The organism is Saccharospirillum salsuginis, from assembly GCF_014651855.1.
Taxonomy (GTDB): domain Bacteria; phylum Pseudomonadota; class Gammaproteobacteria; order Pseudomonadales; family Natronospirillaceae; genus Saccharospirillum; species Saccharospirillum salsuginis.
The window spans coordinates 243038-266967 of the sequence record NZ_BMXR01000009.1; the positions used below are offsets into that span (position 1 = coordinate 243038).

Annotated in this window: 24 protein-coding genes; 16 read left to right on the forward strand and 8 right to left on the reverse strand. The window is 59.2% G+C overall.

Annotation, left to right across the window (positions count from 1 at the left end; translation table 11 throughout):
* The first annotated feature begins 3 nt into the window (after positions 1 to 3).
* The 4 genes from thrS (at position 4) to rplT (ending at position 3250) form a co-directional block, all read left to right on the forward strand.
* Positions 4 to 1935: a threonine--tRNA ligase gene (gene thrS, locus IE111_RS18050; protein ID WP_189611344.1), complete on the forward strand. Its 1932-nt coding sequence runs from the start codon at positions 4 to 6 to the stop codon at positions 1933 to 1935.
* Positions 1936 to 1980: 45 nt separating this feature from the next.
* Positions 1981 to 2478, forward strand: coding sequence for a translation initiation factor IF-3 (gene infC / locus IE111_RS18055; protein ID WP_189611421.1), 498 nt, complete (start codon positions 1981 to 1983; stop codon positions 2476 to 2478).
* Positions 2479 to 2671: 193 nt separating this feature from the next.
* On the forward strand, positions 2672 to 2866 hold the full coding sequence (gene rpmI, locus IE111_RS18060) for a 50S ribosomal protein L35 (RefSeq protein WP_189611346.1): 195 nt from the start codon (positions 2672 to 2674) through the stop codon (positions 2864 to 2866).
* 27 nt (positions 2867 to 2893) lie between these two features.
* Complete coding sequence (rplT, locus tag IE111_RS18065) at positions 2894 to 3250, forward strand: 50S ribosomal protein L20 (RefSeq protein ID WP_189611348.1); 357 nt, start codon at positions 2894 to 2896, stop codon at positions 3248 to 3250.
* Positions 3251 to 3515: 265 nt separating this feature from the next.
* On the opposite strand, the gene IE111_RS18070 is transcribed toward rplT, so the two are convergent.
* From IE111_RS18070 to purM, 4 genes are all read right to left on the reverse strand, one after another.
* Positions 3516 to 4508, reverse strand: a complete 993-nt coding sequence (locus IE111_RS18070; RefSeq protein ID WP_189611350.1) for a 2-hydroxyacid dehydrogenase — start codon at positions 4506 to 4508, stop codon at positions 3516 to 3518.
* 65 nt (positions 4509 to 4573) lie between these two features.
* Entirely contained in the window at positions 4574 to 5293 is a 720-nt protein-coding gene (locus IE111_RS18075; RefSeq protein ID WP_189611352.1) for a DUF3108 domain-containing protein, read from the reverse strand.
* Entirely contained in the window at positions 5290 to 5940 is a 651-nt protein-coding gene (gene purN / locus IE111_RS18080) for a phosphoribosylglycinamide formyltransferase (protein ID WP_444544504.1), read from the reverse strand. The genes IE111_RS18075 and purN overlap by 4 nt, the downstream gene beginning before the upstream one ends.
* A gap of 2 nt (positions 5941 to 5942) precedes the next feature.
* Positions 5943 to 6983, reverse strand: coding sequence for a phosphoribosylformylglycinamidine cyclo-ligase (gene purM, locus IE111_RS18085; protein ID WP_189611353.1), 1041 nt, complete (start codon positions 6981 to 6983; stop codon positions 5943 to 5945).
* A gap of 217 nt (positions 6984 to 7200) precedes the next feature.
* Here purM and IE111_RS18090 point away from each other — a divergent pair, with 217 nt between their 5' ends.
* The gene (locus tag IE111_RS18090; RefSeq protein ID WP_189611355.1) at positions 7201 to 8280 is read left to right on the forward strand and encodes a DUF2066 domain-containing protein; all 1080 of its coding nucleotides are present in this window, start codon (positions 7201 to 7203) and stop codon (positions 8278 to 8280) included.
* 93 nt (positions 8281 to 8373) lie between these two features.
* Positions 8374 to 9069 carry a DnaA regulatory inactivator Hda gene (gene hda, locus IE111_RS18095; RefSeq protein WP_189611358.1) on the forward strand — a complete coding sequence of 232 codons (696 nt, stop codon included), beginning with the start codon at positions 8374 to 8376 and terminating at the stop codon, positions 9067 to 9069.
* A gap of 573 nt (positions 9070 to 9642) precedes the next feature.
* Here the strand turns inward: hda and IE111_RS18100 are convergent.
* Positions 9643 to 10134, reverse strand: coding sequence for a hypothetical protein (locus IE111_RS18100; RefSeq protein WP_189611360.1), 492 nt, complete (start codon positions 10132 to 10134; stop codon positions 9643 to 9645).
* A gap of 128 nt (positions 10135 to 10262) precedes the next feature.
* On the opposite strand from IE111_RS18100, the gene IE111_RS18105 reads away from it, so the two are divergent.
* The 6 genes from IE111_RS18105 (at position 10263) to IE111_RS18130 (ending at position 16448) form a co-directional block, all read left to right on the forward strand.
* Positions 10263 to 10493 carry a hypothetical protein gene (locus IE111_RS18105; protein WP_189611362.1) on the forward strand — a complete coding sequence of 77 codons (231 nt, stop codon included), beginning with the start codon at positions 10263 to 10265 and terminating at the stop codon, positions 10491 to 10493.
* On the forward strand, positions 10486 to 11250 hold the full coding sequence (locus IE111_RS18110) for a pseudouridine synthase (RefSeq protein ID WP_189611365.1): 765 nt from the start codon (positions 10486 to 10488) through the stop codon (positions 11248 to 11250). Before IE111_RS18105 ends, IE111_RS18110 begins: the two co-directional genes overlap by 8 nt.
* Positions 11250 to 13043 carry an ABCB family ABC transporter ATP-binding protein/permease gene (locus IE111_RS18115; protein ID WP_189611367.1) on the forward strand — a complete coding sequence of 598 codons (1794 nt, stop codon included), beginning with the start codon at positions 11250 to 11252 and terminating at the stop codon, positions 13041 to 13043. Before IE111_RS18110 ends, IE111_RS18115 begins: the two co-directional genes overlap by 1 nt.
* Positions 13044 to 13358: 315 nt before the next feature.
* On the forward strand, positions 13359 to 14426 hold the full coding sequence (locus IE111_RS18120) for an enoyl-CoA hydratase/isomerase family protein (RefSeq protein ID WP_189611369.1): 1068 nt from the start codon (positions 13359 to 13361) through the stop codon (positions 14424 to 14426).
* Between the two features lie 27 nt (positions 14427 to 14453).
* Positions 14454 to 15227 carry an SDR family oxidoreductase gene (locus IE111_RS18125; protein ID WP_189611372.1) on the forward strand — a complete coding sequence of 258 codons (774 nt, stop codon included), beginning with the start codon at positions 14454 to 14456 and terminating at the stop codon, positions 15225 to 15227.
* Between the two features lie 45 nt (positions 15228 to 15272).
* Positions 15273 to 16448: a thiolase family protein gene (locus tag IE111_RS18130; RefSeq protein ID WP_189611374.1), complete on the forward strand. Its 1176-nt coding sequence runs from the start codon at positions 15273 to 15275 to the stop codon at positions 16446 to 16448.
* 59 nt (positions 16449 to 16507) lie between these two features.
* Here IE111_RS18130 and IE111_RS18135 read toward each other — a convergent pair whose 3' ends face one another.
* Together IE111_RS18135 and IE111_RS18140 are read right to left on the reverse strand one after the other, a co-directional pair.
* Complete coding sequence (locus tag IE111_RS18135) at positions 16508 to 17047, reverse strand: hypothetical protein (protein ID WP_189611376.1); 540 nt, start codon at positions 17045 to 17047, stop codon at positions 16508 to 16510.
* Positions 17048 to 17125: 78 nt separating this feature from the next.
* A complete protein-coding gene (locus IE111_RS18140) occupies positions 17126 to 18037 on the reverse strand; it encodes a LysR substrate-binding domain-containing protein (protein ID WP_189611377.1) in 912 nt (303 codons plus the stop codon).
* Positions 18038 to 18142: 105 nt separating this feature from the next.
* Here IE111_RS18140 and IE111_RS18145 point away from each other — a divergent pair, with 105 nt between their 5' ends.
* Both IE111_RS18145 and trxC read left to right on the forward strand, forming a co-directional pair.
* Positions 18143 to 18919: a ferredoxin--NADP reductase gene (locus tag IE111_RS18145; protein ID WP_189611379.1), complete on the forward strand. Its 777-nt coding sequence runs from the start codon at positions 18143 to 18145 to the stop codon at positions 18917 to 18919.
* A gap of 124 nt (positions 18920 to 19043) precedes the next feature.
* Entirely contained in the window at positions 19044 to 19463 is a 420-nt protein-coding gene (gene trxC / locus IE111_RS18150) for a thioredoxin TrxC (RefSeq protein WP_189611424.1), read from the forward strand.
* A 42-nt stretch (positions 19464 to 19505) separates the two neighbouring features.
* On the opposite strand, the gene IE111_RS18155 is transcribed toward trxC, so the two are convergent.
* Positions 19506 to 21524, reverse strand: a complete 2019-nt coding sequence (locus IE111_RS18155; protein WP_189611381.1) for a methyl-accepting chemotaxis protein — start codon at positions 21522 to 21524, stop codon at positions 19506 to 19508.
* Between the two features lie 223 nt (positions 21525 to 21747).
* Between IE111_RS18155 and IE111_RS18160 the strand changes: the two genes are divergently transcribed.
* Together IE111_RS18160 and IE111_RS18165 are read left to right on the forward strand one after the other, a co-directional pair.
* Positions 21748 to 22347: a TetR/AcrR family transcriptional regulator gene (locus IE111_RS18160; RefSeq protein WP_189611382.1), complete on the forward strand. Its 600-nt coding sequence runs from the start codon at positions 21748 to 21750 to the stop codon at positions 22345 to 22347.
* The gene (locus IE111_RS18165; protein WP_189611384.1) at positions 22344 to 23837 is read left to right on the forward strand and encodes a class I adenylate-forming enzyme family protein; all 1494 of its coding nucleotides are present in this window, start codon (positions 22344 to 22346) and stop codon (positions 23835 to 23837) included. The genes IE111_RS18160 and IE111_RS18165 overlap by 4 nt, the downstream gene beginning before the upstream one ends.
* The last annotated feature ends 93 nt before the right edge of the window (positions 23838 to 23930 follow it).

The window sequence follows — 23930 nt, forward strand, 5'->3', positions numbered from 1 at the left end:
ATCATGCCCATCATTACGCTGCCCGACGGCTCCGAGCGCCGTTTCGACCAACCCGTCTCCATCATGCAGATCGCCGAAGACATCGGCCCCGGTCTCGCGCGCAATACACTGGCCGGCCGCATCGACGGCGTCCGCGTCGATGCCTGCGACATCGTTGAGAACGACGCCAAGGTCGAAATCATCACCCCCAAAGACGACGACGGCCTCGAAATCATCCGCCACAGCTGCGCGCACCTGCTCGGTCACGCCATCAAACAACTCTGGCCGGACGCCAGAATGGCCATCGGTCCGACCATCGAGAACGGCTTCTACTACGACATCGACCTGGATGAGCGGCTGACCGACGAAGACGTCGAAACACTCGAAAAGCGCATGATGGAACTGGCCAAGACCAACTACGAGGTGGTCCGCCACAAGGTCAGTTGGCAGGAGGCGTACGACACCTTCCGGGAGCGTAACGAGCCCTACAAGATGGAAATCCTCGAGACCAACATCAGCCGGGATGACCGGCCGGGTCTCTACCATCATGAAGAATACGTCGACATGTGCCGCGGCCCGCACGTGCCGAACATGAAGTTTTGCCATCACTTCAAGCTGATGCGCGTCTCCGGCGCCTACTGGCGCGGCGACAGCAGCAACAAGCAGCTGCAGCGCATCTACGGCACCGCCTGGGCGGACAAAAAGCAGTTGAAGGCCCACTTGACCTTCCTCGAAGAAACGGCCAAGCGCGACCATCGCAAGATCGGCAAGAAACTCGACCTCTTCCACCTGCAGGAAGAAGCCCCGGGCATGGTGTTCTGGCATGCGAACGGCTGGACCCTGTACCAGGTGATCGAGCAGTACATGCGCGCCAAACAGCGCGCTCATGGCTACCAGGAAATCCGTACACCGCAGATCGTCGACCGCTCCCTGTGGGAGAAATCCGGTCACTGGGACAAGTTCGGCGACGACATGTACACCACGCACAGCGAGCACCGCGACAACGCCATCAAGCCGATGAACTGCCCGTGCCACGTCCAGGTGTTCAACCAGGGCCTGAAGAGCTACCGCGACCTGCCGCTGCGCCTGGCCGAATTCGGCAGTTGCCACCGTAACGAAGCCTCCGGAGCCCTGCACGGCATTATGCGGGTGCGCGGCTTCACCCAGGACGACGCCCACATCTTCTGTACCGAGGCCCAGATCCAGGACGAAGTGGCGGGCTTCATCGAGATGCTGAACGAAGTCTATTACGACTTCGGTTTCGACGATGTCATCCTCAAGCTCTCCACCCGCCCCGATCAGCGCGTGGGCAGCGACGAAGTCTGGGACAAGGCCGAAGCGGCCCTGGCTTCGGCACTGGACGCCACCGACCAGCCCTGGGAGACTCTGCCGGGCGAGGGCGCCTTCTACGGCCCGAAGATCGAGTTCACGTTGAAAGACAGCCTCGGTCGGATGTGGCAATGTGGTACCATCCAGGTCGATTTCGCCATGCCGGGCCGATTGGAAGCCCAGTATGTGGACGAGCACGGCGAGCGGAAAGAGCCGGTCATGCTGCACCGGGCCATTCTCGGCAGCTTCGAGCGGTTCATCGGCATTCTGATCGAGCAGCACGCCGGGGCCATGCCGCCGTGGCTCGCGCCGACCCAGGTCATGGTGTGCAATATCACCGATGCCCAGGCCGATTTCGTTAAGAAAGTGCAAAATCGCTTGATTTCAGAGGGTTTTAGGGCCGATGCCGACTTGAGAAATGAGAAGATCGGCTTTAAAATCCGCGAGCATACAATTCAAAGAATTCCTTATCTGCTGGTGATCGGCGATAAGGAAGTCGAAAACGAGGCCGTAGCGGTCCGCACACGGGAAGGTCAGGATCTCGGCTCCATGCCGATCGACGCCTTCATAGAACGCCTATCTGCGGATATCGCCCGAAAAGGCCGTCTGGTAAATAACGGAGAGTGAGTTATAAAACGCAACGCGAAAGCTGGTAAGGCTGCCAACCGTCATATTGTCAACGATCAGATCAAGGCCGACGAGGTTCGCCTGATCGCCTCCGACGGTGAGCAAGTCGGTATTGTCCCGCTGGAAGATGCCTTGCAGCGGGCTCAACAGGAAGGACTCGATCTGGTACAGATCTCCAACGCGGACCCGGTGGTCTGCAAGATCATGGACCTGGGCAAAAAGCTCTACGAAGAGAAGAAAGCCAAGGCAGCTGCCAAGAAGAAGCAGGTGCAGGTTCAGGTCAAGGAGGTCAAGTTCCGGCCGAATACCGATATCGGCGACTACAACGTCAAGTTGCGTAACCTGACCCGGTTTCTGGAGCACGGCGACAAGACCAAGGTCACGCTGCGTTTCCGGGGCCGTGAGATGGCTCACCAGGAAATCGGTATGGAGCTGCTGGCCCGGGTCGCGAGTGATCTGGAAGACCTGGCCACTGTGGAGCAGCGCCCCAAGATGGAAGGGCGTCAGCTGACCATGGTGATGGCTCCGCTGAAGAAGAAATAAGGTCGGCCTCGGCTGGCCGGGACAGGCGGGCAACCGTCTGTCGCGAAGGCGATGGCTTCGGTCATCGCCTTTTTTAAGTTCCGGCGACGGGTGTCGCCGGTTTAACTGGCAACCGTTAGCTCCTGAGCCCGGCACAGTGCCTGGGTTCGCACGGGATGCGACGCGGTTTTAGAAGTAGATCGGGAGATTGAAAATGCCTAAAGCAAAAAGCAATTCCGGCGCTGCGAAGCGTTTCAAGAAGACGGCCAATGGCTTCAAGCACAAGCAGTCTTTCCGCAACCACATCCTGACCAAGAAGAGCACCAAGCGTAAGCGTCACTTGCGCGGCACTCAGCAAATTACTGATGCCGATGCCGGTTTGATCAAGCGCATGCTGCCCTACGTTTAACGGTCACAGGATTAGGAGGAAAGAAATATGGCTCGTGTAAAACGCGGTACTATTGCCCGTCGTCGTCACAAGAAGGTTCTGAAGCAGGCTAAAGGTTATTATGGTGCGCGTTCGCGTGTATTCCGTGTGGCCAAGCAGGCGGTCATCAAGGCGGGTCAATACGCCTATCGTGACCGTCGTCAGCGCAAGCGTCAGTTCCGCGCCCTGTGGATCGCTCGTATCAATGCCGAGGCTCGGGTGAACGGTCTGTCTTACAGCAAGTTCATCAATGGCCTGAAGAAGGCGTCTATTGAGATCGACCGTAAGATCCTCGCGGATCTGGCCGTTCACGATAAACTGGCTTTCGCGGCCCTGACCGAACAGGCCAAAGCCAAACTGGCTTAATACTGTTCAGTTAGCGAAAACCGCCCGCTGGCTTCGCCACCGGGCGGTTTTTTTTGAGTTGTATTCAGGGAAATGATCGGTCGATGTTTTCGATCCATGAGCAGTAGGTTGGATCGGTCCGACGCATCGGTAGCCCGAAGGGCGTAATCCAACGCTCTTATGAAGCCGATAGTTCAACTCATGGCTGGGTTTGTTGGATTACGCCCTGCGGGCTAATCCAACCTACGGTTCTGTCTACTCCAGGGTAGGCGCCACCAGGGACGTTCTACACATTCACCTGATGCATCCGGTCCAGACTGCCCGCCTCGAAATGCCCGATATTGCTGATCGTCACCTGGGCTATCGCTTCCAGTGCTTCCCGCGTGAAAAACGCCTGGTGGCCGGTGATCAACACGTTGCGGAAGGTCAGCAGGCGGGCGAACGTATCGTCCTTTAACAGCTCGTCGGAATTGTCTTCAAAAAACAGGTCCGCTTCCTCCTCATACACATCCAGCCCCAGATAACCCACTTTGCCGTTCTTCAGGGCATTGATCACATCGACGGTTTCAATCAACGCACCGCGACTGGTATTGATCAGCATGACGCCGTCTTTCATCTTTTTGAGCGTTTCGTTGTTGATCAGGTGACGGGTGGCCGGCAGCAGCGGGCAGTGTAGCGAAACAATGTCGCTCTCGGCCCAGAGCGTATCCTGGTCGACATATTCCGCTCCGGCGTCGAGAGCCTGCGGGTTGGTGTAGGGGTCGTGACAGATGACCCGGCAACCAAAGCCACGCATGATGCGAATAAAGGCGACGCCGATTTTGCCCGTGCCGACGACGCCTACGGTTTTGCCGTGTAAATCGAAACCGAGCATGCCGTGCAGGGAGTAGTCGTTCTCGCGGACCCGGTTGAAGGCGCGATGGGTGTTGCGGTTCAGGCCGAGAATGAGGGCGCATGCGTGCTCGGCGACCGCATAGGGGGAATAGTCCGGAACCCGGGCGACTGTGATGCCCAGTTTCTGGGCGACGCCCAGGTCGACATTGTTGAAGCCGGCGCATCGAAGGGCAACGAGGCGAATACCATGGTCGTGGAGCTGGCCGAGCGTGGCCTCATCCAGCGTATCGTTGACGAAGCAACAGACGGCATCATGGCCCTGGCTCAGGGCGGCGGTATGGGCGTCCAGATGGGGTTCGAAGTAGGTGAACTGGTGTTGGCCGTTGTTGGCCTGATTAAGGTAGGTCTCATCGTAGGATTTGCTGCTGAATACGGCGACTTTCATTGAGTAGTGGCCTCCTTGGCTTGTAGGGCCGAAATGAAGCCTCGGACGTCGGGTGAGGCTCCTCGTTAAGGGTCGAAGGATATCCGCTGTCCGTCGAGCGACAGGGACAGGGTGCGAATTTCTTCTTTGAGCTTGCCTTTCTCGTAGCGCCCGAATCGCAACGGGACAAAATTCAGGTCCGGCGCGACCCAGATCAGCTTGCGTTCGTTCTTGCCGATCGGATCGGTCTGTTCGACGATCCAGGTGTAAACCTCGCCCGTGGGCAGATCTAGCATTTCCTCGCCGATGACACGGAACGCCATGCGATCCGGTCGTTTGTGGCGGAAAACGTCGAAGCTGATCTCGCGCTCGCCGTCGATCAGCTGTTGTTGCAGTTCCAGCTGATAACCGATGGCATCATAGAGTGGCGGCTCAAACCGGGTGTCGATCCGGTCTTTGTCGACGCGGCCGGTTACCCGGTTTTCACTATGATCGAACCTGAGCGACTTGGTGTTCTTGACCCAGAACAACTTACTCTCGAATTCATACCGCAACGGCAGCAATTGATTGCCGTCGACACTCAACCAGACCTCTTCCTTCAGCGAAACGGTGCGACCGTCGGTGGCGAGTCGGTAGTGCCAGTCGCTGCCGTCCCGACGCAGGCGCAGTGTGCCTTCGGTGGACAAATCGATGGCGCCGTAGCGGATGGCTTCGAGTTCGGCCGTGAACGGCACCAGTTCAGCGGCCTGTGTCGTACACAGAGTCGCTGCGGTCACCAGTAGCCAATTGCGAATGAACTGTCTCATGGGGTGCCAGTATCCAGCAGCCGTCCGCTTTTGGGAAGGGGGGCATCGTCCAGCCAGGCGGTATCGCCCCTGAGTGTTAAGCGGCCGTTAACGAACCAGCGAATGACTTCCGGATACAATCGGTGTTCCTGACCCAGCACGCGTTTGGCGAGAGACGCCGCGTCGTCGTCCGCTTCGATCGGGACGCTCATCTGGGCGACGGGCGGGCCGCCGTCCAGTTCCGGCGTAACGAAATGCACCGTGGCGCCGGCCTCGGTGTCGCCGGCATCCAGGGCCCGTTGGTGAGTGTGCAGGCCGGCGTATTTCGGCAGCAGGGAAGGGTGGATGTTCAGCATTCGCCCTTGATAGTGGCGAACGAATTCATCGGTCAGTATGCGCATGAAGCCGGCGAGGACCACGAGGTCCGGTTCATGGCGATCAATGAGTTCGGCCAGTGCGGTATCGAAGGCTCGCCGGCCCTCGAACAGGGTGTGATCCAGCGTCAGGGCTGGAACGCCGGCCCGCTCCGCTCGTTGCAGCCCCATCACACCGGGTCGGTTGGAAATCACGGCCGTAACCCGGGCGTCCAGGGTGCCATCGGCGCAACCATCCAGAATGGTCTGCAGGTTGGAGCCGCTGCCGCTGATCAGGACAACGATGTTTTTCACGATCACACGCCTTCGATGATGACGGCTTCGCTGCCACGGCTCTCCACCGCACCCATGATCACCGGCTGTTCACCGGATGCGCGCAATTGACTGACGACATCCTCGGCTTCCGCGCCGGGTACGACGACCACAAGGCCGATGCCGCAGTTGAAGGTACGATACATCTCGCGGTCGGTGATGTTGCCGGCCTTCTGCAGCCAGTCGAACACGGGGGGGCGCTGCCACTGGTTCGGATCGATGCGGATCGACAGGGACTCCGGCAGAACGCGCGGCAGGTTTTCGTAAAAACCGCCACCGGTGATGTGGGAAATGGCATTGACCGTCTGGTTGGCGAGCAGGCGCAGTGTCTGTTTGACGTAAATGCGGGTCGGCGCCATCAGGGCGTCGGCCAGGGTGCCGTCTCCCATAGGTTGGTTCAGGTCGGCTTCGGCGACGTCCAGCACTTTGCGAATCAGCGAATAGCCGTTGGAGTGCGGACCGGAGGAGGGCAGGCCAATGACCTTGTCGCCCGCACGCACGCCATTACCGTCCAGAATCTTGTCTTCCTCGACTACGCCGACGCAGAAACCGGCCAGATCGTAGTCCTCGCCCTGGTACATGCCCGGCATTTCCGCAGTCTCGCCACCAACCAGCGAGCAATTCGCCTGCGTGCACCCCTCACCAATGCCTTCGACCACCCGGCTCGCGATATCGACCGACAGTTTGCCGGTGGCGTAGTAGTCCAGAAAGAAGAGAGGCTCGGCGCCGCAGACGATCAGATCATTGACGCACATGGCGACCAGGTCGATGCCGATCGTGTCGTGGCGATCCAGATCCATGGCCAGCTTGAGCTTGGTCCCGACGCCATCGGTTCCGGAGACCAGAACCGGGTTCTTATAGTGTTTGGGGATACGGCACAGAGCGCCAAAACCGCCGATGCCACCCATGACCTCGGGGCGGCGGGTTTTCTTGACCGTACCTTTGATGCGGTCGACCAATTCATTACCAGCGTCGATATCGACACCGGCGTCTTTGTAACTCAGGGGTTTGGACGCGTCCGTCATGAAGGGCTCCATCTGGGCAGTACTGGAAAAGGCGCGCGGATTGTAGCAGGGGCGGCGGTTGGAATCAGCATGTCCAAGCGGTCAGAATCCGTCTTTATGCCCGGGCGGGAGCAGACAACAGTCGTGAACTGAGCCCGGTTCCATGCCTTCCGTGTCGCGAATCCGTTTCGGCTCTGTCACAATAGCGCCTTTCCAAAATCAGCCGAAGTTCGAGTTTATGTCATTGCGACCCCTGATCGCCTTGTTGCTTGTCATCATGAGCCTGCCGCTGTGGGCGGCCCAGACTCTGGAATTGTACGACGAATCCGCCATCCTGGCGCAGAATGCGCGCCCATCGGACCAGAACGACGCCGTGGCCGAGGCCCTCGGGCGAGTGCTGGTCAGAGTGACCGGCGATGCGGATATCGTGGACACCGAAGTTGGCCAGGCCATGGTGGAGGATGCCAACGACTACCTGTCGACGTTCCGGTTCGAGCGCAGCGATGTCACCCTCACCAACCTGCTTGGCGAGCCGGTGGCCACCAAGCGTATGATCATGCGCTTCGACCGGGGCGCGGTGGAGCAAAGCCTGTCGCGCAACCGCTTGCCGATCTGGGGACCGAAGCGGCCGGAAACGTTGATCTGGATGGCCGACCGTCTGGACGGTTCCAACCGGATCCTGGCCGATTCCGACAACTCCGACCTGGCCCAGGCACTGAAATCGTCGGCCCGGGAGCGGGGCGTGCCGCTGACGCTGCCGTTGATGGACCTGGACGACAGCTTCCAGGTCAATTTCACCGACATTTACGGCCTGTTTACCGCCGATATCACCGAGGCGTCCGAACGTTACCGCCCGGACGCCGTCGTGCTGGCTCGGCTGGCGCGCGAAAACCAGGGGTATCAAGCCGACTTTGTCTTCATGATGTCGGACGACCGCCAACGGTTCCGGGTACAGGCGGAGTCGGAAGAGGCGCTGATGCAGGCCATGGTCGATCGCATCGCCGGCCGACTGGCGGATCAATACGCCGTTGTGATGGACCCGTCGATGGCTGGCCAGATCAGCCTGAGGATTAACGCCGTCAATAACCTGGCCACCCTGGCCGCCGTCGAACGCTACCTGGATTCGCTGAACCTGGTGACCAGCGTCACCTTGCGCCAGGTCCAGCCCGAGAGCGTTCAGTTCGACCTGGACATCAGCGGTGACCGCAATCAATTGCGTGATGCTCTGGCTCTGGACGAACGCCTCCAGTCGGTGGAAGAAGACGATCTGCAAAGCCAGCTCGACACCGAACTGGTGTACGAATGGACTGAACGCTGATTCAGCCTTGTCATTCATGAGTCAAACGCGAATACCCCCGTTGAGCTTCACCTTGCCCGACGTTGAAGTAAGCCTGTGTCTGGAGGGCGTCTAGTGGCCGTCAAACAACTTCCCCTGAGCGTTACATTCCGCGAGGACGCGGTCTTCGACGACTTTTTACCGGGCGACAACGCCCAGACCGTCGGTGCCCTGCGGCACGCCCTGGCGCGCCTGGACGATCACCTGCTCTACCTGTGGGGCGCGCCAGGCTCGGGGCTCAGCCATCTGCTTCAGGCCGCGGTCCATGAACTTCAAACCCAGGGGCTGGAAGGCGTCTACCTGCCGTTGGCCGAATGCCTCGATTACGGTACCGAAGCGCTGGAAGGCCTCGACGAACTGGACGTGGTGGCGCTGGATGACATCGACCTGATTACCGGTCGGCCGGAGTGGGAGGAAGCCGTCTTCCACCTGTTCAATCGCCTACGAGACACTGGACGGGTATTGATGGTGACCAGCCACTCAAGCCCGTTGCACCAGTCCATCGAACTGCCGGATCTCAAGTCCCGTTTGAGCTGGGGGCTGACATTCCAGGTCCAGCCGCTCAGTGATGAACAAAAAATGGACTGGCTGATCTGGAAAGCCCGCCGTCGAGGCCTCACCCTCGAACCTGACGTCGCCGCCTTCCTGATCAACCGCGTGGCCCGCTCGATGAACGTTCTGGTCGAGGCATTCGACAAGCTCGATCAACATTCCCTGGCCGAGAAGCGGCGGCTCACTATTCCATTCGTCAAATCCGTGCTTGGGTTGTGACGGGTCTCAGGGCTGAGTTCTCTATTGTGCCAATGGACACAGTTTCCGTGCCCGGGTTTGCTGTTTGCCAGTCGTACGGGCCCGGTGCGGGGTATCACTCTCTCCGGGGCCGGCATGAACCCGTCTATGGGGTCTAGGCCACAGGCTCCGACCGCCAAGGATGGCGGAAGTGCCGGTTTTGCAGGAGCAAAAAACCGGCCATGCTGTGGACACCCCTGCGAGAGTAATACCCCGCGCCGAGCCCTTGCATCAGTGCATCCTCATAATTCCCGATCCAAGTGCTTGCGATAACCATTTAGTATTTCTCCTTTGGCGAGATTATGGTCATGCACCCGAGATTTGTGATGTCGGTAGGAAAGAGAGCAGGATATTCTAGGTTGTGGTTTTTACTGACCTGGGCAGGCTCGAAAGGACCCGATGCGGGGTGGTCTCCCGGAGGGAAGTCCGCAGCAGGGATGCTGCGGTCTAGGCCCCATGGATGGGTTCACGCCGACCCTCCGGGAGACCACCCCGTAGCGGGTCCGGACCAAAGCCCCCCAAGCCAACCCAGCAAAGGACGACCCAGGCACAGTTCTACCCAGTGATTCCATTGATCCGGGCATACAAGTGGATGTAGGTCCGGGCGATGTCTTCTGCATGTACCGCGGTGAGTTCCTCGGTTTCCATGATCACACGACGCTGGTCGTCCAGATCGAACGGGTCGACCTCTTCGAAGGCGGCCGTGGCGGGGACGACCTCCGCCGTCAGTTCCTTGCCGTAGGCATCGTACATCATGTCCAGACAGAATTGCGCCAGGGCCGGGTCTTCGCAGTAGATCTCCTCGTGCCGGAAGTCTTCGGCCCACTCTTTCAGGATATCCAGTACCGTCTCTCCGCGTTCCTTCAAATCCTGAACCGACGGCGCACCGGCCGCATTCTGGCCGCTTTCCCAGTCGATCAGCCACTCGTCTTCCGGCTTGATCAGCACCGACTTGTACTGACCCTCGGGCAATGACCAGGCGACCGCGAACGGGTACCCCTGGTCTTCGTCGGTGACTTCGAATGCGAGAAAAATAGGGAGTTCCATAGCAACGCGATACCTCTTTATGAATGGCGCGCAGTATAACTTGGCTGCCCGGAGGACGCATCCGTCGCCACGACAGAGCGGGGCCTATCCCCTATAATGCCCGTCCATTCAAAACCCTGAGCCGAGTAGTGACAGTGACAGACGAACGACTGGAACGGGATTTTTACCTGCGCGAGCCCGACGAGCAACAGGCTTTTCTCGACAACACCTGGTGCAACCAGTGCCAGGAAATGGATCTGGGCATGACCGATCCCGTTGAATTTGAATTCAAGGGCCGCGTCTTTATCGAAGGACGATGCCAGCGCTGCGGCGCGCCCGTCACCACCGAGATCGCCGAAGACGACGATATCGATGAGTGAAGCGGTTCGCATCCTGTTCGAAGACGAGTGGCTTCTGGCCGTCGATAAACCGGCCGGACTGCTGATGCACCCCAGCCCGCTGGACCCGCGCGAGACCGATACGCTGGCCGGACGGGTCAAGACCTATCTGGACGGGGGTACACCCCATACTCTGCACCGACTGGACCGGCCCACATCGGGGGTGGTGTTGATCGGAAAGGACTTGGACGTGGCGCGCCGGTTGTCCGATCAGTTTCGGAATCAAACCGTCGACAAGACTTACTGGGCCATTGTGCGCGGTTTCACGCCGGAGGACTTCGAGTGCGACAAGGCGCTGAAAGAGGAACTGGATGCCATCGCCGATAAGGATGCACGCAAGGACAAGGCGCCGCAATCCGCCCGAACCGGGTTTAAACGGCTGGCGATTACCGAAGTCGGTGTTCCGGTCAGCCGGTATCCGAAGGCCCGCTTCAGTCTGGTCGAGTGCCGACCGCACAGCGGTCGTAAGCACCAGATTCGACGCCATTTGAAGTCGTTGCGCCATCCGATTATTGGCGATACGCGCTTCGGAGACCGCCATCAGAACCAGTGGGCCGGTGAACACTTGCCGTTGACCTCGCTGTCCCTGCGCGCGGTCTCGGTCGGGTTTCATCATCCCGTCACCGAAGGTTATACCGTTATCTCATCGGGGTTGTCACCGCAGTGGCAAGCCTGTCTGGAGCGCCTGGGTTGGGGACAAACCTGTCCGGGACCCGCTGGAGTAGGAGAGGCCGGCTGATGCGGGGGATGAAGGGCAGTGCGACCCGGGCCAAGCCGATCGGTGATCTGGATCTGCCGTTCATTGCTCGTTCGCTCTGGCCTTACCTGTGGGCCTACAAGGCGCGGGTGGGGGTGGCCCTTGCGTTTCTGGTCGCCGCCAAGATCGTTACGGTCGCCATGCCCTGGGCGTTGAAACATATTGTGGACGGCCTGGACACCCGGGAAGCTCAAATGGTGGCCATTCCCCTGGGGTTCCTGTTGGCCTACGGTTTTTTCCGGTTCACCTCGGTGGCGTTCGGCGAGTTGCGTGATGCGGTTTTCTCTCGCGTGACCGAGCGGGCCATCCGTCTGGCTTCGCTGGAGGTATTTCAGCATCTGCACAAGCTGGACCTGGACTTTCATCTGAGCCGGCAGACGGGTGGGCTCAGTCGTGACATCGAGCGCGGTACCAACGGTGTTCACTTCCTGCTGCGATTTCTGGTGTTCAACATCGTGCCGACGGTGTTGGAGCTTGGCATGGTGGCGACCATCCTGATCGTCAATTTCAATGTCTGGTTCGCGCTGATCACATTGTTCGCGGTGGTCGTCTATGTGTTATTCACCGTCCTGACCACTGAATGGCGCAATCGCTTTGTGCGTGAAGCCAACACACTGGACAGCAAGACCAACTCGCGCGCCATCGATGCGCTGCTGAACTACGAGACCGTCAAGTACTTCAACAACGAGGCCTGGGAGGCGGAAAACTACGACAGCAATCTGGCCGACTGGGAGCAGGCACGGCTGAAAAACCGCATGTCGCTGTTGATGCTGAACACCGGACAGGCGCTGATTGTCTCGGCCGCATTGACGCTCATGATGTGGCTGGCTGCCCGGGACGTAGTCGCCGGTGAGATCACCATCGGGGATCTGGTCATGGTCAACGCCTACGTGATTCAGCTGTTCATTCCGCTGAATTTCCTGGGGTTCGTCTATCGTGAAATCCGGCGTGCGCTGACCGATATCGAAAATATGTTCGGCCTGTTGCGCCGTCCCGCCACCGTTCAGGACCGGGAGGGGGCCACCGAGCTGGCGGTCACCGAAGGTCGCATTGAGTTCGACGGGGTCCAATTTCACTATCACAGCAACCGTTCGATCCTGAATTCGCTGTCTTTGACCATCGAGCCCGGTCACCGGGTCGCCCTGGTGGGCAGCAGCGGGGCCGGGAAGTCGACGATCGGGAGGCTGTTGTTTCGCTTTTACGATCCGCAAGCCGGAGAGATTCGCATCGACGGTCAATGCATCGGCGAGGTGACCCAGCAAAGCCTGCGCCGTGCCATCGGCGTGGTCCCGCAGGATACGGTCCTGTTCAACGACAGCATCCTCAACAACATCCGCTACGGCCGTCCGGATGCCAGCGACGAGGAAGTCTGGCGGGCCATCCGCATGGCGCATCTGGACGACTTTATTCAGAGCCTGCCCGAGCGCGAACTGACTCAGGTCGGCGAGCGCGGTCTGAAAGTATCCGGTGGCGAGAAACAACGGATCGCCATCGCGCGGGTGTTATTGAAGGATCCGCCCATTCTGCTGTTCGACGAGGCCACCTCGGCTTTGGACTCACACGCCGAACAGGCCATCTTGCAGGCCATGCGCGAGGTCTCGCGCAATCGCACCAGTATCGTCATTGCCCACCGCCTCTCGACGATCGTCGATGCCGACAAGATCGTGGTGCTGCAGAACGGTCGCGTGGTCGAAGAGGGCACGCATCCCCGGTTGCTGGCCGCCGAAGGGGTCTACGCCGACCTATGGCGTACCCAGCTGCACGAAGAAGAGTGAAGGTGATGTTGGAGGCTGAATCGGCGGGTAGTGATCACGCATACGCCGCCGGTTGGGCATTCTCTCCCAAAGATCGGCTCTCACCCTGGGTTTAGTAGTAGGGCAGAGGTGCGACAGCGTTATCTGCCGTTTCAGTTTGAAGCCACTGGTAACCCATAGCCACCTTTCAATCGGCAGATGACGGCAACAGGCCTTTTCTGCCCTACGATGTTTAGCGGCTATCGTTTACAGCCAACCCAGTCCGTCAATCTTGTCAGCCCGGTCGTACCAATGCAGGATGGCAGCCTTTCAGGGATTCCCGATAAGGTAAACGACATGACCGAGACCCCCTCCCAAGCATCACCCTTGATCGTCGAACAGTACGGCGCCGTGCGTCGGCTGCGCATGAACCGTCCGGCCGCGCTGAATGCGCTCAATCTGGAGCTGATCGAGGCGTTGACCGTCGCCATCGAAAAGGCGCTGGACGATGATCGGGTGACGACGCTTTGGCTGGAAAGCACGTCGGAGCGGTCTTTCTGTGCCGGTGGCGATGTGAAAGCTCTGGCACAGGTACTGCGAGAGGCGTCGGCCGATGAGCAGCGCCGTACCGGGCATCGTTACTTTCAGGCGGAATACCGGCTGGATGCTCTGATCGCGCATTGCCCCAAACCCATCGTCGCCTGGGGGCAGGGACTGGTTATGGGGGGTGGCTGGGGGCTCCTGGCCGGGGCCGATCTGCGTCTGGTGACGGCGGATGCCCGTTTCGCCATGCCGGAAATCCAGATCGGCCTGTTTCCGGATGTCGGCGCGGCCCACTTCCTGCAACAGCCGGACTGGCGGCTGGGCACCTTTCTCGGTATCAGCGGCGTCCATATCAGCGGTCGTGAAGCTGTCGCCCTGGGCTATGCCGAAGCGGTTATGACGCCGGATACCGCGGAGGCGCTGTTGAAGGCTCTGGCAGAGGGGCTTCCACTCCGTGAGTGGCAACCGCCGAAACCGGATGGGCAAACACAGGCTTTGTTCGACGCTTGGTCCAGCGCACTGGACAGTTTGCCGGAGCCGGTGCTGTCCGACTGGATCGATCACATCAAGCACCATGATTTCAAGGCATTCAACGAAGCGGCCGAGCAGTGGCAACGCGGCTCAGCGCTGAGCGTGGCTTTGACCTGGCATCATTTCAAACGACTGCGCAAGGCATCCCGGGTCGAAGCCCTGGAAACGGATCTCGTCGTCGGCGCCCAGGCCTGTGCGGAACGGGAGTTTCTGGAAGGTGTTCGGGCCTTGCTGATCGATAAAGACAAATCGCCGGCCTGGTTGTATCCGAATGTCACCGCCGTGCCTTTCACCATGATCGAACGCTTTTATCGGCCTCTGCCGTTCGAGTCAGAGGCCATCTGGCCGTGAATGGCCACGTTAACAAGAGGAATCTTCATGACTGAATCCACGCAGCAATTTCAGGGCAAGCACATCGGCGTCACCGGCGGCGCACGCGGCCTGGGCCTGGCCATGGCCCGCACACTCGGCCGGCAAGGGGCGCAGATTTCCATTGTCGACATCGACGAGACAGCGGTCGATGAGGCCGTGAACAGCCTGACCCAAGATGGCATCGCGGCCCGGGGCTACACGGCCAATGTCGCCGAAGAGGCATCGGTTCTGTCGCTGTTCGAACGGTTGAAGGCGGATCATAACCGGCTGGATGGCTGGGTCAACAACGCCGGTATTCTCCGTGATGGCCTGCTGATCAAGCAGAAGGACGGTGAGCTGACCAAGCTGTCGCTCAATCAATGGCAGTCGGTGATCGATGTCAACCTGACGGGTGTCTTTCTCTGTGGACGCGAGGCCGCGGCCTGGATGGTCGAATCCCAAACGGCGGGTGTGATCGTCAACATCAGCTCCATCTCCCGGGTCGGTAACCTGGGCCAGACCAACTACAGCGCGGCCAAAGCCGGCGTCGCGGCGATGACGGTAACCTGGGCGAAAGAATTGGCACGCTACGGCATCCGCGTCGCGGGTGTCGCTCCGGGCTTCATCGAGACCGAAATGACGGCCAGCATGAAGCCGGAAGCGCTGGAGCGTGTCAACCAGGCTGTACCGTTGAAACGGATGGGAAAACCGGAAAATATCGCCGAAGCGGTCTCTTTTGTGATCGCCAACGACTACTATTCCGGTCGAATTCTGGAAGTGGACGGTGCTCTTCGAATCTAGGCCCGTCCTTTCCAAAGGCTTATCTGAACAAGAGGTCTGAATACAATGACAAAAGAGATCGTAATTGTTGCCGCCAAACGTACCCCCATGGGTGGTTTTCAAGGCGCCTTGAGCCCGCTGTCCGGTACCGATCTGGGCGCGGCGGCCATCAAGGCCAACCTGGAATTGACCGGCCTGACATCCGAGCAGATCCAGGACGTGTTGATGGGCTGTGTACTGCCGGCCGGACTCGGCCAGGCTCCGGCCCGCCAGGCGGCACTGAAAAGCGGCCTGACCGATGCGGTTCCGGCGACCACCGTCAATAAGGTCTGTGGTTCCGGCATGAAAACGGTCATGTTGGCGGCCGACCAGATGCGTGCCGGCGACATCGATATCGCCATCGCCGGCGGCATGGAGTCCATGTCAAATGCGCCGTACCTGTTGAGCAAGGCGCGTTCCGGGTATCGCATGGGCCACCAGCAGATGTACGACCATATGTTCCTGGACGGCCTCGAAGACGCCTACGATGGCCGTGCCATGGGCGTTCACGCGCAGACCACGGCCGATGAGTTCGGCATCGAGCGGGAAGCGATGGATGAATTCGCGCTGCGCAGTCTCAGCCGTGCCCAGAAAGCCATTGATGAAGGCTGGTTCAAGTCCGAAATCGCACCGGTGACCATCGCCGACCGCAAAGGCGAAACCGTGGTCGAACACGACGAGCAGCCGGGTCTCGCCCGACCGGACAAGATCCCGAGCCTGCGCCCGGCCTTCGCCAAAGACGGCACCATCACCGCCGCCAACTCCAGTTCCATCAGCGACGGCGCCGCCGCCCTGACCCTGATGACCCGGGAGAAGGCTGAAAAACTGGGCCTGACACCGCTGGCGACCATCCGCAGCTACGCCAGCCATGCCCAGAAGCCCAGCACCTTCACCTGTGCCCCGATCGGTGCGATGAACAAGGCGCTGGAAAAGGCCGGCTGGCGCAACACCGATGTGGAACTGGCGGAGATCAACGAAGCGTTCGCCATGGTCACCATGCTGGGCATGAAGGAAGTGGGCCTGAGTGCCGACATCACCAACGTCAACGGCGGCGCCTGCGCTCTGGGTCATCCGCTGGGCTGTTCCGGTGCGCGCATCATCGTAACGCTGTTGCACAACATGATCCGTCTGGATCAGCGTAAGGGCCTGGCGGCTTTGTGCATCGGTGGTGGGGAAGGGACCGCGATCTGTATCGAGCGGTAACCAAAAAGGTCAATACATGGACAGGCAGTCTGTCTGCCTGTCCATGAAAATCTTAACAATTACTCTTCAATTCGAATGTCCCACGAGCCTGACTCGTCGTCTTTCGCCAAGCTGGCCAGCGCTTCTTCTTTGGTCTCTGAACTCAGGTCCCGAAGTTCATTCGATGTTCTGAACTCTCTCGCCCCCATGGATTCATTAAAGACCCACATTTGTTGGTTTAAGACGGTAATGGTGTCTTCGGCAATCGAGAACGGAATGTAAACTTCTCGTGGCGACGGTTTATAGCTGAATCGAACCTGAGCGGATTCCTTGACGCGCGTGGTTTGCATGCCCAGGTAATAGTCACCTTCGGGGTAGGGGCCGAAACTACGGACATCGACACCGGAAGCGGGGTTCAACTGAATACGGTCGACTTCAGCATCCGTGTCGCGGTCATACAGGGTGTATTCGTAGACATAGTAAAACGGAAGGCTGGTTTCGTTTTTGGTTTCCATCGGAAACGCCAACATGCCACCGTCCGTTTCGGAAGGCGAGGGTAAAGAGGCACAGCCAGTCAGGGCTACGGCAACCAGGGCCGCAAGGGAATGAGAAATCTTCATCGAGAGTCCTTGTTACTTTGGCATTGCATCCCGCCGCCACTCCACGATTACGCAATCCTTAGAACCGACGACGAGGGGTTAATGGCTAACTTTATCAGGAGCCGTTTGGTCAGGGAAGTTTCTGCACAGCTCCAGCCAACGCTGAATCCCCGGGCTGCGGTATTTCTGCTTGTGAAGCACAAAGTAAAACTCCCGGCTGAAATCGCGTTGCGGAATGGCCAGCGGAATCAGGGTTCCGCGCCGGAAAGCCTCCTGCAGACTCACCCGGGACAAACAACTGATGCCGAGCCCGGCTTCCACAGCTCGTTTAATCGCTTCCGTGTGTTCCAGTTCCAGGGTGATGCGCAGATCCGTCAGTAAACCATGCATACCGCGCTCAAAGGTTTGGCGGGTACCGGAACCCGGCTCCCGAACAATCCAGTCCTGTTCGAGCAGGTCGGCGTCGCTTAATTGGTTTCGACCCGCCAAAGGGTGTTCGGGGGCGCAAAAGGCCACCAGGTCGTCCGAGCGCCAACGCACCAACTCCAGGTCCGGATGGTTGATTTCCCCCTCGATCATGCCCAAATCCAGATCAAAGGCCAGGACGCGATCCGCGATGGCGCGGGTGTTGGCCACCTCGAGTTTGACGCGGGCGCCGGGTTGTTCGGCCATGTAGCGAGCCATGAAACCGACCGCCAGGTAGTTGCCGATGGTCAGCGTGGCACCGACCTTGAGTCGCCCGAGATCGTGGTGTCGATTGAGATCGCTTTCGAGCTCATTGGCCTGTTCCAGCAGGGACTCGACGCGGGGCCAGAGCTGGCGGCCGAGTTCGTTGAGTTTCAGTCGCTTGCCGGCCCGTTCGAACAGGCGGACATCGTAGAGCGATTCGAATTCCTTGAGCGCACCCGACGCCGCGGATTGGGACATATTCAGGCTGGCGGCCGCCCGGCTGATGTTCTCGTGATGAGCCGTGGCCAGAAACACCTGCAGTTGACGGAGCGTGAACTTCATATCGGGAATACCAATAAAATATATCGGAAATAGTCATTTTGCCGATAACCATTCCCTGAGTATAGTAAGGGTATATAACGTATTATTCATGTTTAAGAGGTTCTTATGTCGAATTTGAATATCGAGACCGTTACCAGCGTTCGGCATTGGAACGATACCCTGTTCAGCTTCACCACCAGCCGGGACCCGGGGTTTCGCTTCAAGAACGGTTATTTCACGATGATCGGCCTGGAACAGGACAACGGTCGTCCGTTGTTGCGGGCCTATTCCATCGCCAGCGCCAACTACGAGGAAGAGCTGGAGTTTTTCAGCATCAAGGTCCCGGATGGCCCGCTGACCTCGAAGCTGCAGAATATCCAGCCCGGCGATCAGGTCTATGTCGGTCGCAAACCGACCGGGACTCTGGTGGCCGACCACCTGTTGCCGGGTCGAAACCTGTACCTGCTGTCCACCGGTACCGGGCTCGCCCCTTTCATCAGCATCATCAAGGATCCGGAAATCTACGAGCAGTTCGACCGGGTCATTCTGACGCATGGTGTGCGCTATAAGTCCGAGTTGGCGTATCAACAGCTCATTCAGGACGAATTGCCGAACAACGAATATTTCGGGGACATCATCCGCGACAAGTTGTACTACTACCCGACCGTGACTCGTGAACCGTTTCGGAACGAAGGGCGTCTGACCGATCTGATGGTCAGTGGCAAACTGTTCGAGGATCTCGGCGTTCCTGCCCCCAACAAGGAAGACGACCGTTTCATGCTGTGCGGCAGCCCGGCCATGTTGAAAGACACCTCCGCGATCCTGGATGACTGGGGCTTCAACGAGACCCGGGCCGGACATCTCGGCGAATACGTGATCGAGCGGGCGTTCGTTGAGAAATAATCACTAGCCGGGGTGAGTAGTCCCGGCTTTCACCGTACAAATGACACCAAGCCTCTTGTGACCGCGTCACTCGCCTCTATATTAGATTAAAATGATATAGAGGCTTTCCCCGTCCAGCTACACCATTGCCTGCGCCCATTGCGGCACCCCGAACCGTATCCCCGCCGAACGCTTATCCGACCACCCTCAATGCGGACGCTGCAAGCAACCGGTGTTCACGGGTACTCCCGTGAAAGGCACGACCGCGAATTTCGAGAAACTGGTGTTGAAATCGGACATTCCTGTTGTGGTCGATTTCTGGGCCAGTTGGTGTGGGCCCTGCAAACAGTTCGCACCGGTCTTCGAACAGGCCGCCGAACGGTGGGAACCCCGGGCGCGCATGGTCAAGGTCAATACCGAGGAAGAACCGGCCCTGGCACAGCGCTACGGAATCCGCAGTATCCCGAGTTTGCTCATCTTCAGGAATGGACGCGAAGCCGCCCGGCAGGCGGGCGCCTTGCCCGGAGGGCATCTGGACCAGTGGCTCAAAAGCCAAGTGGGGTAAGATGGGGGGCGCTGGCCGCCGGCCAGCGCTTTGCCATCGGGCTCAGTAACGGAAACGACTGACCGACGCGTTCTGGTGTTCGACCAACTCATTCAAGCGCTCGAACGTTTTCACATTCTGAGAGGCGTTGGAGTAGATAGCGTCCGAAATCTCGGCGACCTCCTGGATGGAACGGGAGACTTCCTCGGCAACACTTTGCTGACTGGCTGTGCCCTCGGCGATGTGCTGGCTCATGTCATTGATGTGTTGCAGTGACGACAGAATGGTCTGAATGGATTGGTCGGTATCCTCGGCACTGGCCACCAGCTGATCGACACGTTCCAGATTCTTGGTCATCAGTCCGACGGCGTTGTTGGCGCGACTCTGCAACCGCTCGATCATCTCATAGATCTCTTCCGTTGAACTCTGCGTCTTGCTGGCCAGGCTTCGCACCTCGTCGGCGACAACGGCGAAGCCGCGCCCCTGTTCACCGGCCCGGGCCGCCTCGATGGCGGCGTTCAGCGCCAGCAGGTTGGTCTGCTCGGCGATGCCCTGGATGACGTTGAGAATCTGGCTGATGTTGTCCGATTCCTGTTGCACCGTGCTGACCACTTCACTGGCGTGGTTCAGGTCATCCACCAATTGCTGAATCACCTGGTTGCTGTTGCGCATGTTTTGCTGGCCTTCGGAGGCCGAACCGTTGACCGCCTTGACCTGACTGAGGGTATTGCTGGCGTTGTCGGAAATCTCGCTGGCCGACGACGTCATCTCGCTGACGGCGGTGGCGATGGATGCCGACTGGTCTTTCTGCAACAGCAGTTTTTCGGAGCTGGATTTGGTGGTTTCGGTCACCTGGTTGGCCACCGAACCCACTTCGGAGGACGTTTTCTTGATGTCGACGATGATCTCACGGGTGTGGTCGATCAGATCGTTGATGCCTCGGCCGATCTGGGAAAACTCATCGTTGGAACGCACCGTCATTTTTTGTGAGAGATCGCCGTCGGAGACGGCGGCCAGCAAGCCGGTAATCGTCTTCAGCGGTTTGCGGATGCTGCGGATCAGGGAAAACATAATACCCAGCGCGATGACCAGCGAAGCGGTCAGCACACCGACGACGGTCACAGTGGCCTGGGTGTTCGCCGCTTCGACTTGCTCGGCCAGCCGCAGCCCTTCATTGGACAGCGCCTGGGTCAGTTGAGTCAGACTCTGCACACTCTGATTCACCGTGTCGGCCAGGCGGGTCAGTTCGTCCGAACTCTTTTCCTGTGCCTGCAGGGAAGCCAGGTACAGCGGGATCGTGCCGTTTTCGTCGGTGACGGCTGTTTGGAGCAGTTCGACATAGGTCGACAAATAGCGGTGGATGATCTCGTTGTCATCCGCCAGGCGTTTCATGCGGACATCGATTTTTTCCAGTTCCTTGGTCAGGTTGGCCTGAACGTCGATCACCTCCTGGGTGGTTTGCAGACCACCGACGCCGGTCACCCCGGAACGTATCAGGGCGATCCGGTCCAGCACGTATTTGGCGTCACCGCCTACCTGTCGGGAGGTGCTGTCGGCCTGGCTGGCCAGATTTTCCAGAACACGATCGACGATTTTCATGTCGTTGGCGAAGGTCAGCCAGCGAGAGCCCTGGCTTTGATACTCCTGCAGAAAGGTCTGTCGGGTAGCCAACACCTCGCGCCGTGTGATCAGGTGTTGCTCACCCAGATCGAGCGCGCTCCGGACTTGGTCGTAGCTGCTTTTCAGGTTGTCGGACAGGGCAGGTTGCCCGGACAGTTGTTCGCTCAATGTCTGGTAGGTTGCGGAAACGTTCTTTCTGGACGCGGCGAAATCCTGTTCATAGCGTTCCAGTAATTCATTATCCGAGACGGCGGCATGTTGCGACACCGCCTTGTTGGCGTTCTGGATCCCGATGACCAGCCGATATGCTTCCTGCATCTGGGGTACCACTTCGGAGGTAGTGATGCGGAATAATTGTCCGACCGAGGATTGGTTGGTCAGGGCGGTGACGGAAATACCGATCATCAGCACCAGAATAAGTCCGAACCCCAGGGCCGTTTTCATGATAACGGTCAGCTTCATGCGATGTGCTCCAAGCGGTACAACAACGGATTCTTGTTTTGATTCTTTATCGGCAAGAATAGCTCAATTGTTAACAAAGGGTTTCACTTAAAATAACTTAACCGCCGGTCGGGCGCGTTCGAAGGACGGAACACGGCTCCTACCAAAGTAGGAGCCGGGCTTGCCTTGCCAAGACCCGGCTTTGCTCGTATTGTGAAACCTGAATCAACTCTCAGGTTTGGCCATGACCCGGAACAGTCTGACACCCAAAACTGCACGCGGTGCCCGCACCCTCGAGAAAATCCTGCGTGCGGCCGAGGCCGAATTCGGTGAACGTGGGTTCCACGAGGGGTCCATCGTCGGCATCACGCGTCGGGCGGAGATCGGGCAGGGCACCTTCTACCTGTACTTCAAGACCAAGGAAGCCGTACTGCGCGAACTGGTGCTCTATACCAGCCGGCAACTGCGGCATTATCTGTCCGAGCAGGTGATCGATGTCGATGACCGCTTGGCGGCGGAACGCATCGGTTTTCGGGCCTTTCTCGACTATATCCGGGCGCATCCGAACCTGTATCGCATCGTTCAGGAAAGTCAGTTCGTCGATCCTGACGTTCACCGGGCTTACTACGAAGCCTTCGCCGAAGGCTATATCGAGGCATTGAATCGGGCCGGGCAACAACAGCAGATTCGTACCGGTGACTTTTCCGTCTGGGCCTGGTCGATCATGGGCATGATGCATTTCATCGGTCAGCGCTATCTGCTGTGGAATGAGGATCGGGAACTGGACGACGTAGTCGACGCCGTGTTGGACCTGATGGTGCATGGCCTGGAGCGGCCGGCATGACAACGCTGGATACCGGACGCTGGGCCCAGACCTGGGGAGCGAAGCCCGCACTGGTGGGTGTGCCGGATGCGACCTGCTGGACCTTCACCGAACTGGATGAACGGGTCCGGACCTGGGTGCGCCGGCTGGTCGCCCTGGGCCTGAAACGCGGGGACCGGCTGCTGTGGCTGGCGCGCAATCGGCTCGATTTCTTTGCGGTGTTGATGGCGTGTCGGCGCCAGGGTTGGATCATGGTGCCGTTGAACTGGCGCGAGGTCATCGACACCCAGTTGGAGCAATCCCGTCTGACCGAACCCGCCGCCATTCTGGCCGAACGGGATTTTCAGTCGGTGGCGACCAGCCTACATCGATTGCTCGGCTGCGCACTCGGTTGGCTGGACGAGGAGTTGCCGGAAACCGATTTACCCGAGGCCGATCCGGCCGGCGATGACGATCCCTGGTATCTGCTGTTTACCAGCGGAACCACCGGCACCCCCAAAGCTGTGATCTATACCGCCACCATGGCCATAGCCAATGCCCGCAATGCGAATGCCGCACTCGATTTATCGCCGGACGACGTGACGGCTTCGGTTCTGCCGCACTATCACACCGCGGGCATTAACCTGTTCGCGTTGCCGGCCCTGATGCACGGGGCCAGTGTTCGTGTCTATCGCCAGTTCCAACCCGACCAACTGATGACCGATTTGATGGCCCGGCGCCTGACCAAGGCCTTACTGGTTCCGACTCAATACCGGCGTCTGGCGGAGACCGAAGCCTTTCGTCATGCCGACGATCTCAGTTACTGCGCGTCCTGCCTGGCCAGTGGCGGGGCACCGATGGACGACTCCCTGTTGGGCGTTTGGGCGGACCGGGGTGTGGTCATCCGCAACGGTTGCGGCATGACCGAAACCGGTCCGACCCTCTTTTTCCAATCCGAGGCCGAAGCCCGCCAATTCCCGGGCGGGGTGGGGCGGGCCATGCCCATGACCGAATGCAAACTGGTCGGCCCGCATGGCGAGTCGGTGGAACCCGGCCAGGTTGGCGAGGTCTGGGTGCGAGGACCGGCGATCACACCCGGTTACTGGCGCAACGCGGAAGCCAACGGCACCGCCTTCCTGGATGGCTGGTACCGGTGCGGCGATCTGGCGCATCAGAATCGGGATGGACATACCTGGATCGTGGATCGGGTGACCGACATGTTCATCTGCGGCGGGGAAAACGTGTTCCCCTCCGAGATCGAGCAATGTCTGTTGCATCATCGCGCGGTACAGGAAGTGGCCGTCACCGGCGAATACGACCGCACCTGGGGCGAAACCGCCACCGCCTTTGTCGTCCTCAAACCCGGGCACTGGGCCACCGAGGATGAACTGCAACGTTTTTGCAAACAGCGCCTGGCGACCTACAAAGTGCCCCGGCGTCTGGTGTTTCTGGATGAACTGCCCCGCACGCCCACCGGCAAAGTACGGCGGGTGGCGGTTCGAAAGTGGGTGCGTCGTTCCGAACGGGAATGACGGTTGATGGATGACATAACCACTCAAGTATCGTAGTGATCGCATTGGTGCCGAAACCCGCATCGGCTACCGGGTGGACCCATTCGGGGTCGC

Excerpts from the sequence above, each read along its gene's own strand:
- IE111_RS18075 (WP_189611352.1), bottom strand. The coding sequence starts at position 5,293 with ATGAGACAGTTCATTCGCAATTGGCTACTGGTGACCGCAGCGACTCTG.
- IE111_RS18165 (WP_189611384.1), top strand. The coding sequence starts at position 22,344 with ATGACAACGCTGGATACCGGACGCTGGGCCCAGACCTGGGGAGCGAAG.
- IE111_RS18145 (WP_189611379.1), top strand. The coding sequence starts at position 18,143 with ATGTCGAATTTGAATATCGAGACCGTTACCAGCGTTCGGCATTGGAAC.
- IE111_RS18155 (WP_189611381.1), bottom strand. The coding sequence starts at position 21,524 with ATGAAGCTGACCGTTATCATGAAAACGGCCCTGGGGTTCGGACTTATT.
- IE111_RS18110 (WP_189611365.1), top strand. The coding sequence starts at position 10,486 with ATGAGTGAAGCGGTTCGCATCCTGTTCGAAGACGAGTGGCTTCTGGCC.
- IE111_RS18125 (WP_189611372.1), top strand. The coding sequence starts at position 14,454 with ATGACTGAATCCACGCAGCAATTTCAGGGCAAGCACATCGGCGTCACC.
- IE111_RS18070 (WP_189611350.1), bottom strand. The coding sequence starts at position 4,508 with ATGAAAGTCGCCGTATTCAGCAGCAAATCCTACGATGAGACCTACCTT.
- rplT (WP_189611348.1), top strand. The coding sequence starts at position 2,894 with ATGGCTCGTGTAAAACGCGGTACTATTGCCCGTCGTCGTCACAAGAAG.
- IE111_RS18160 (WP_189611382.1), top strand. The coding sequence starts at position 21,748 with ATGACCCGGAACAGTCTGACACCCAAAACTGCACGCGGTGCCCGCACC.
- IE111_RS18100 (WP_189611360.1), bottom strand. The coding sequence starts at position 10,134 with ATGGAACTCCCTATTTTTCTCGCATTCGAAGTCACCGACGAAGACCAG.
- IE111_RS18090 (WP_189611355.1), top strand. The coding sequence starts at position 7,201 with ATGTCATTGCGACCCCTGATCGCCTTGTTGCTTGTCATCATGAGCCTG.
- IE111_RS18115 (WP_189611367.1), top strand. The coding sequence starts at position 11,250 with ATGCGGGGGATGAAGGGCAGTGCGACCCGGGCCAAGCCGATCGGTGAT.
- IE111_RS18140 (WP_189611377.1), bottom strand. The coding sequence starts at position 18,037 with ATGAAGTTCACGCTCCGTCAACTGCAGGTGTTTCTGGCCACGGCTCAT.
- thrS (WP_189611344.1), top strand. The coding sequence starts at position 4 with ATGCCCATCATTACGCTGCCCGACGGCTCCGAGCGCCGTTTCGACCAA.
- purM (WP_189611353.1), bottom strand. The coding sequence starts at position 6,983 with ATGACGGACGCGTCCAAACCCCTGAGTTACAAAGACGCCGGTGTCGAT.
- IE111_RS18130 (WP_189611374.1), top strand. The coding sequence starts at position 15,273 with ATGACAAAAGAGATCGTAATTGTTGCCGCCAAACGTACCCCCATGGGT.
- IE111_RS18135 (WP_189611376.1), bottom strand. The coding sequence starts at position 17,047 with ATGAAGATTTCTCATTCCCTTGCGGCCCTGGTTGCCGTAGCCCTGACT.
- rpmI (WP_189611346.1), top strand. The coding sequence starts at position 2,672 with ATGCCTAAAGCAAAAAGCAATTCCGGCGCTGCGAAGCGTTTCAAGAAG.
- IE111_RS18120 (WP_189611369.1), top strand. The coding sequence starts at position 13,359 with ATGACCGAGACCCCCTCCCAAGCATCACCCTTGATCGTCGAACAGTAC.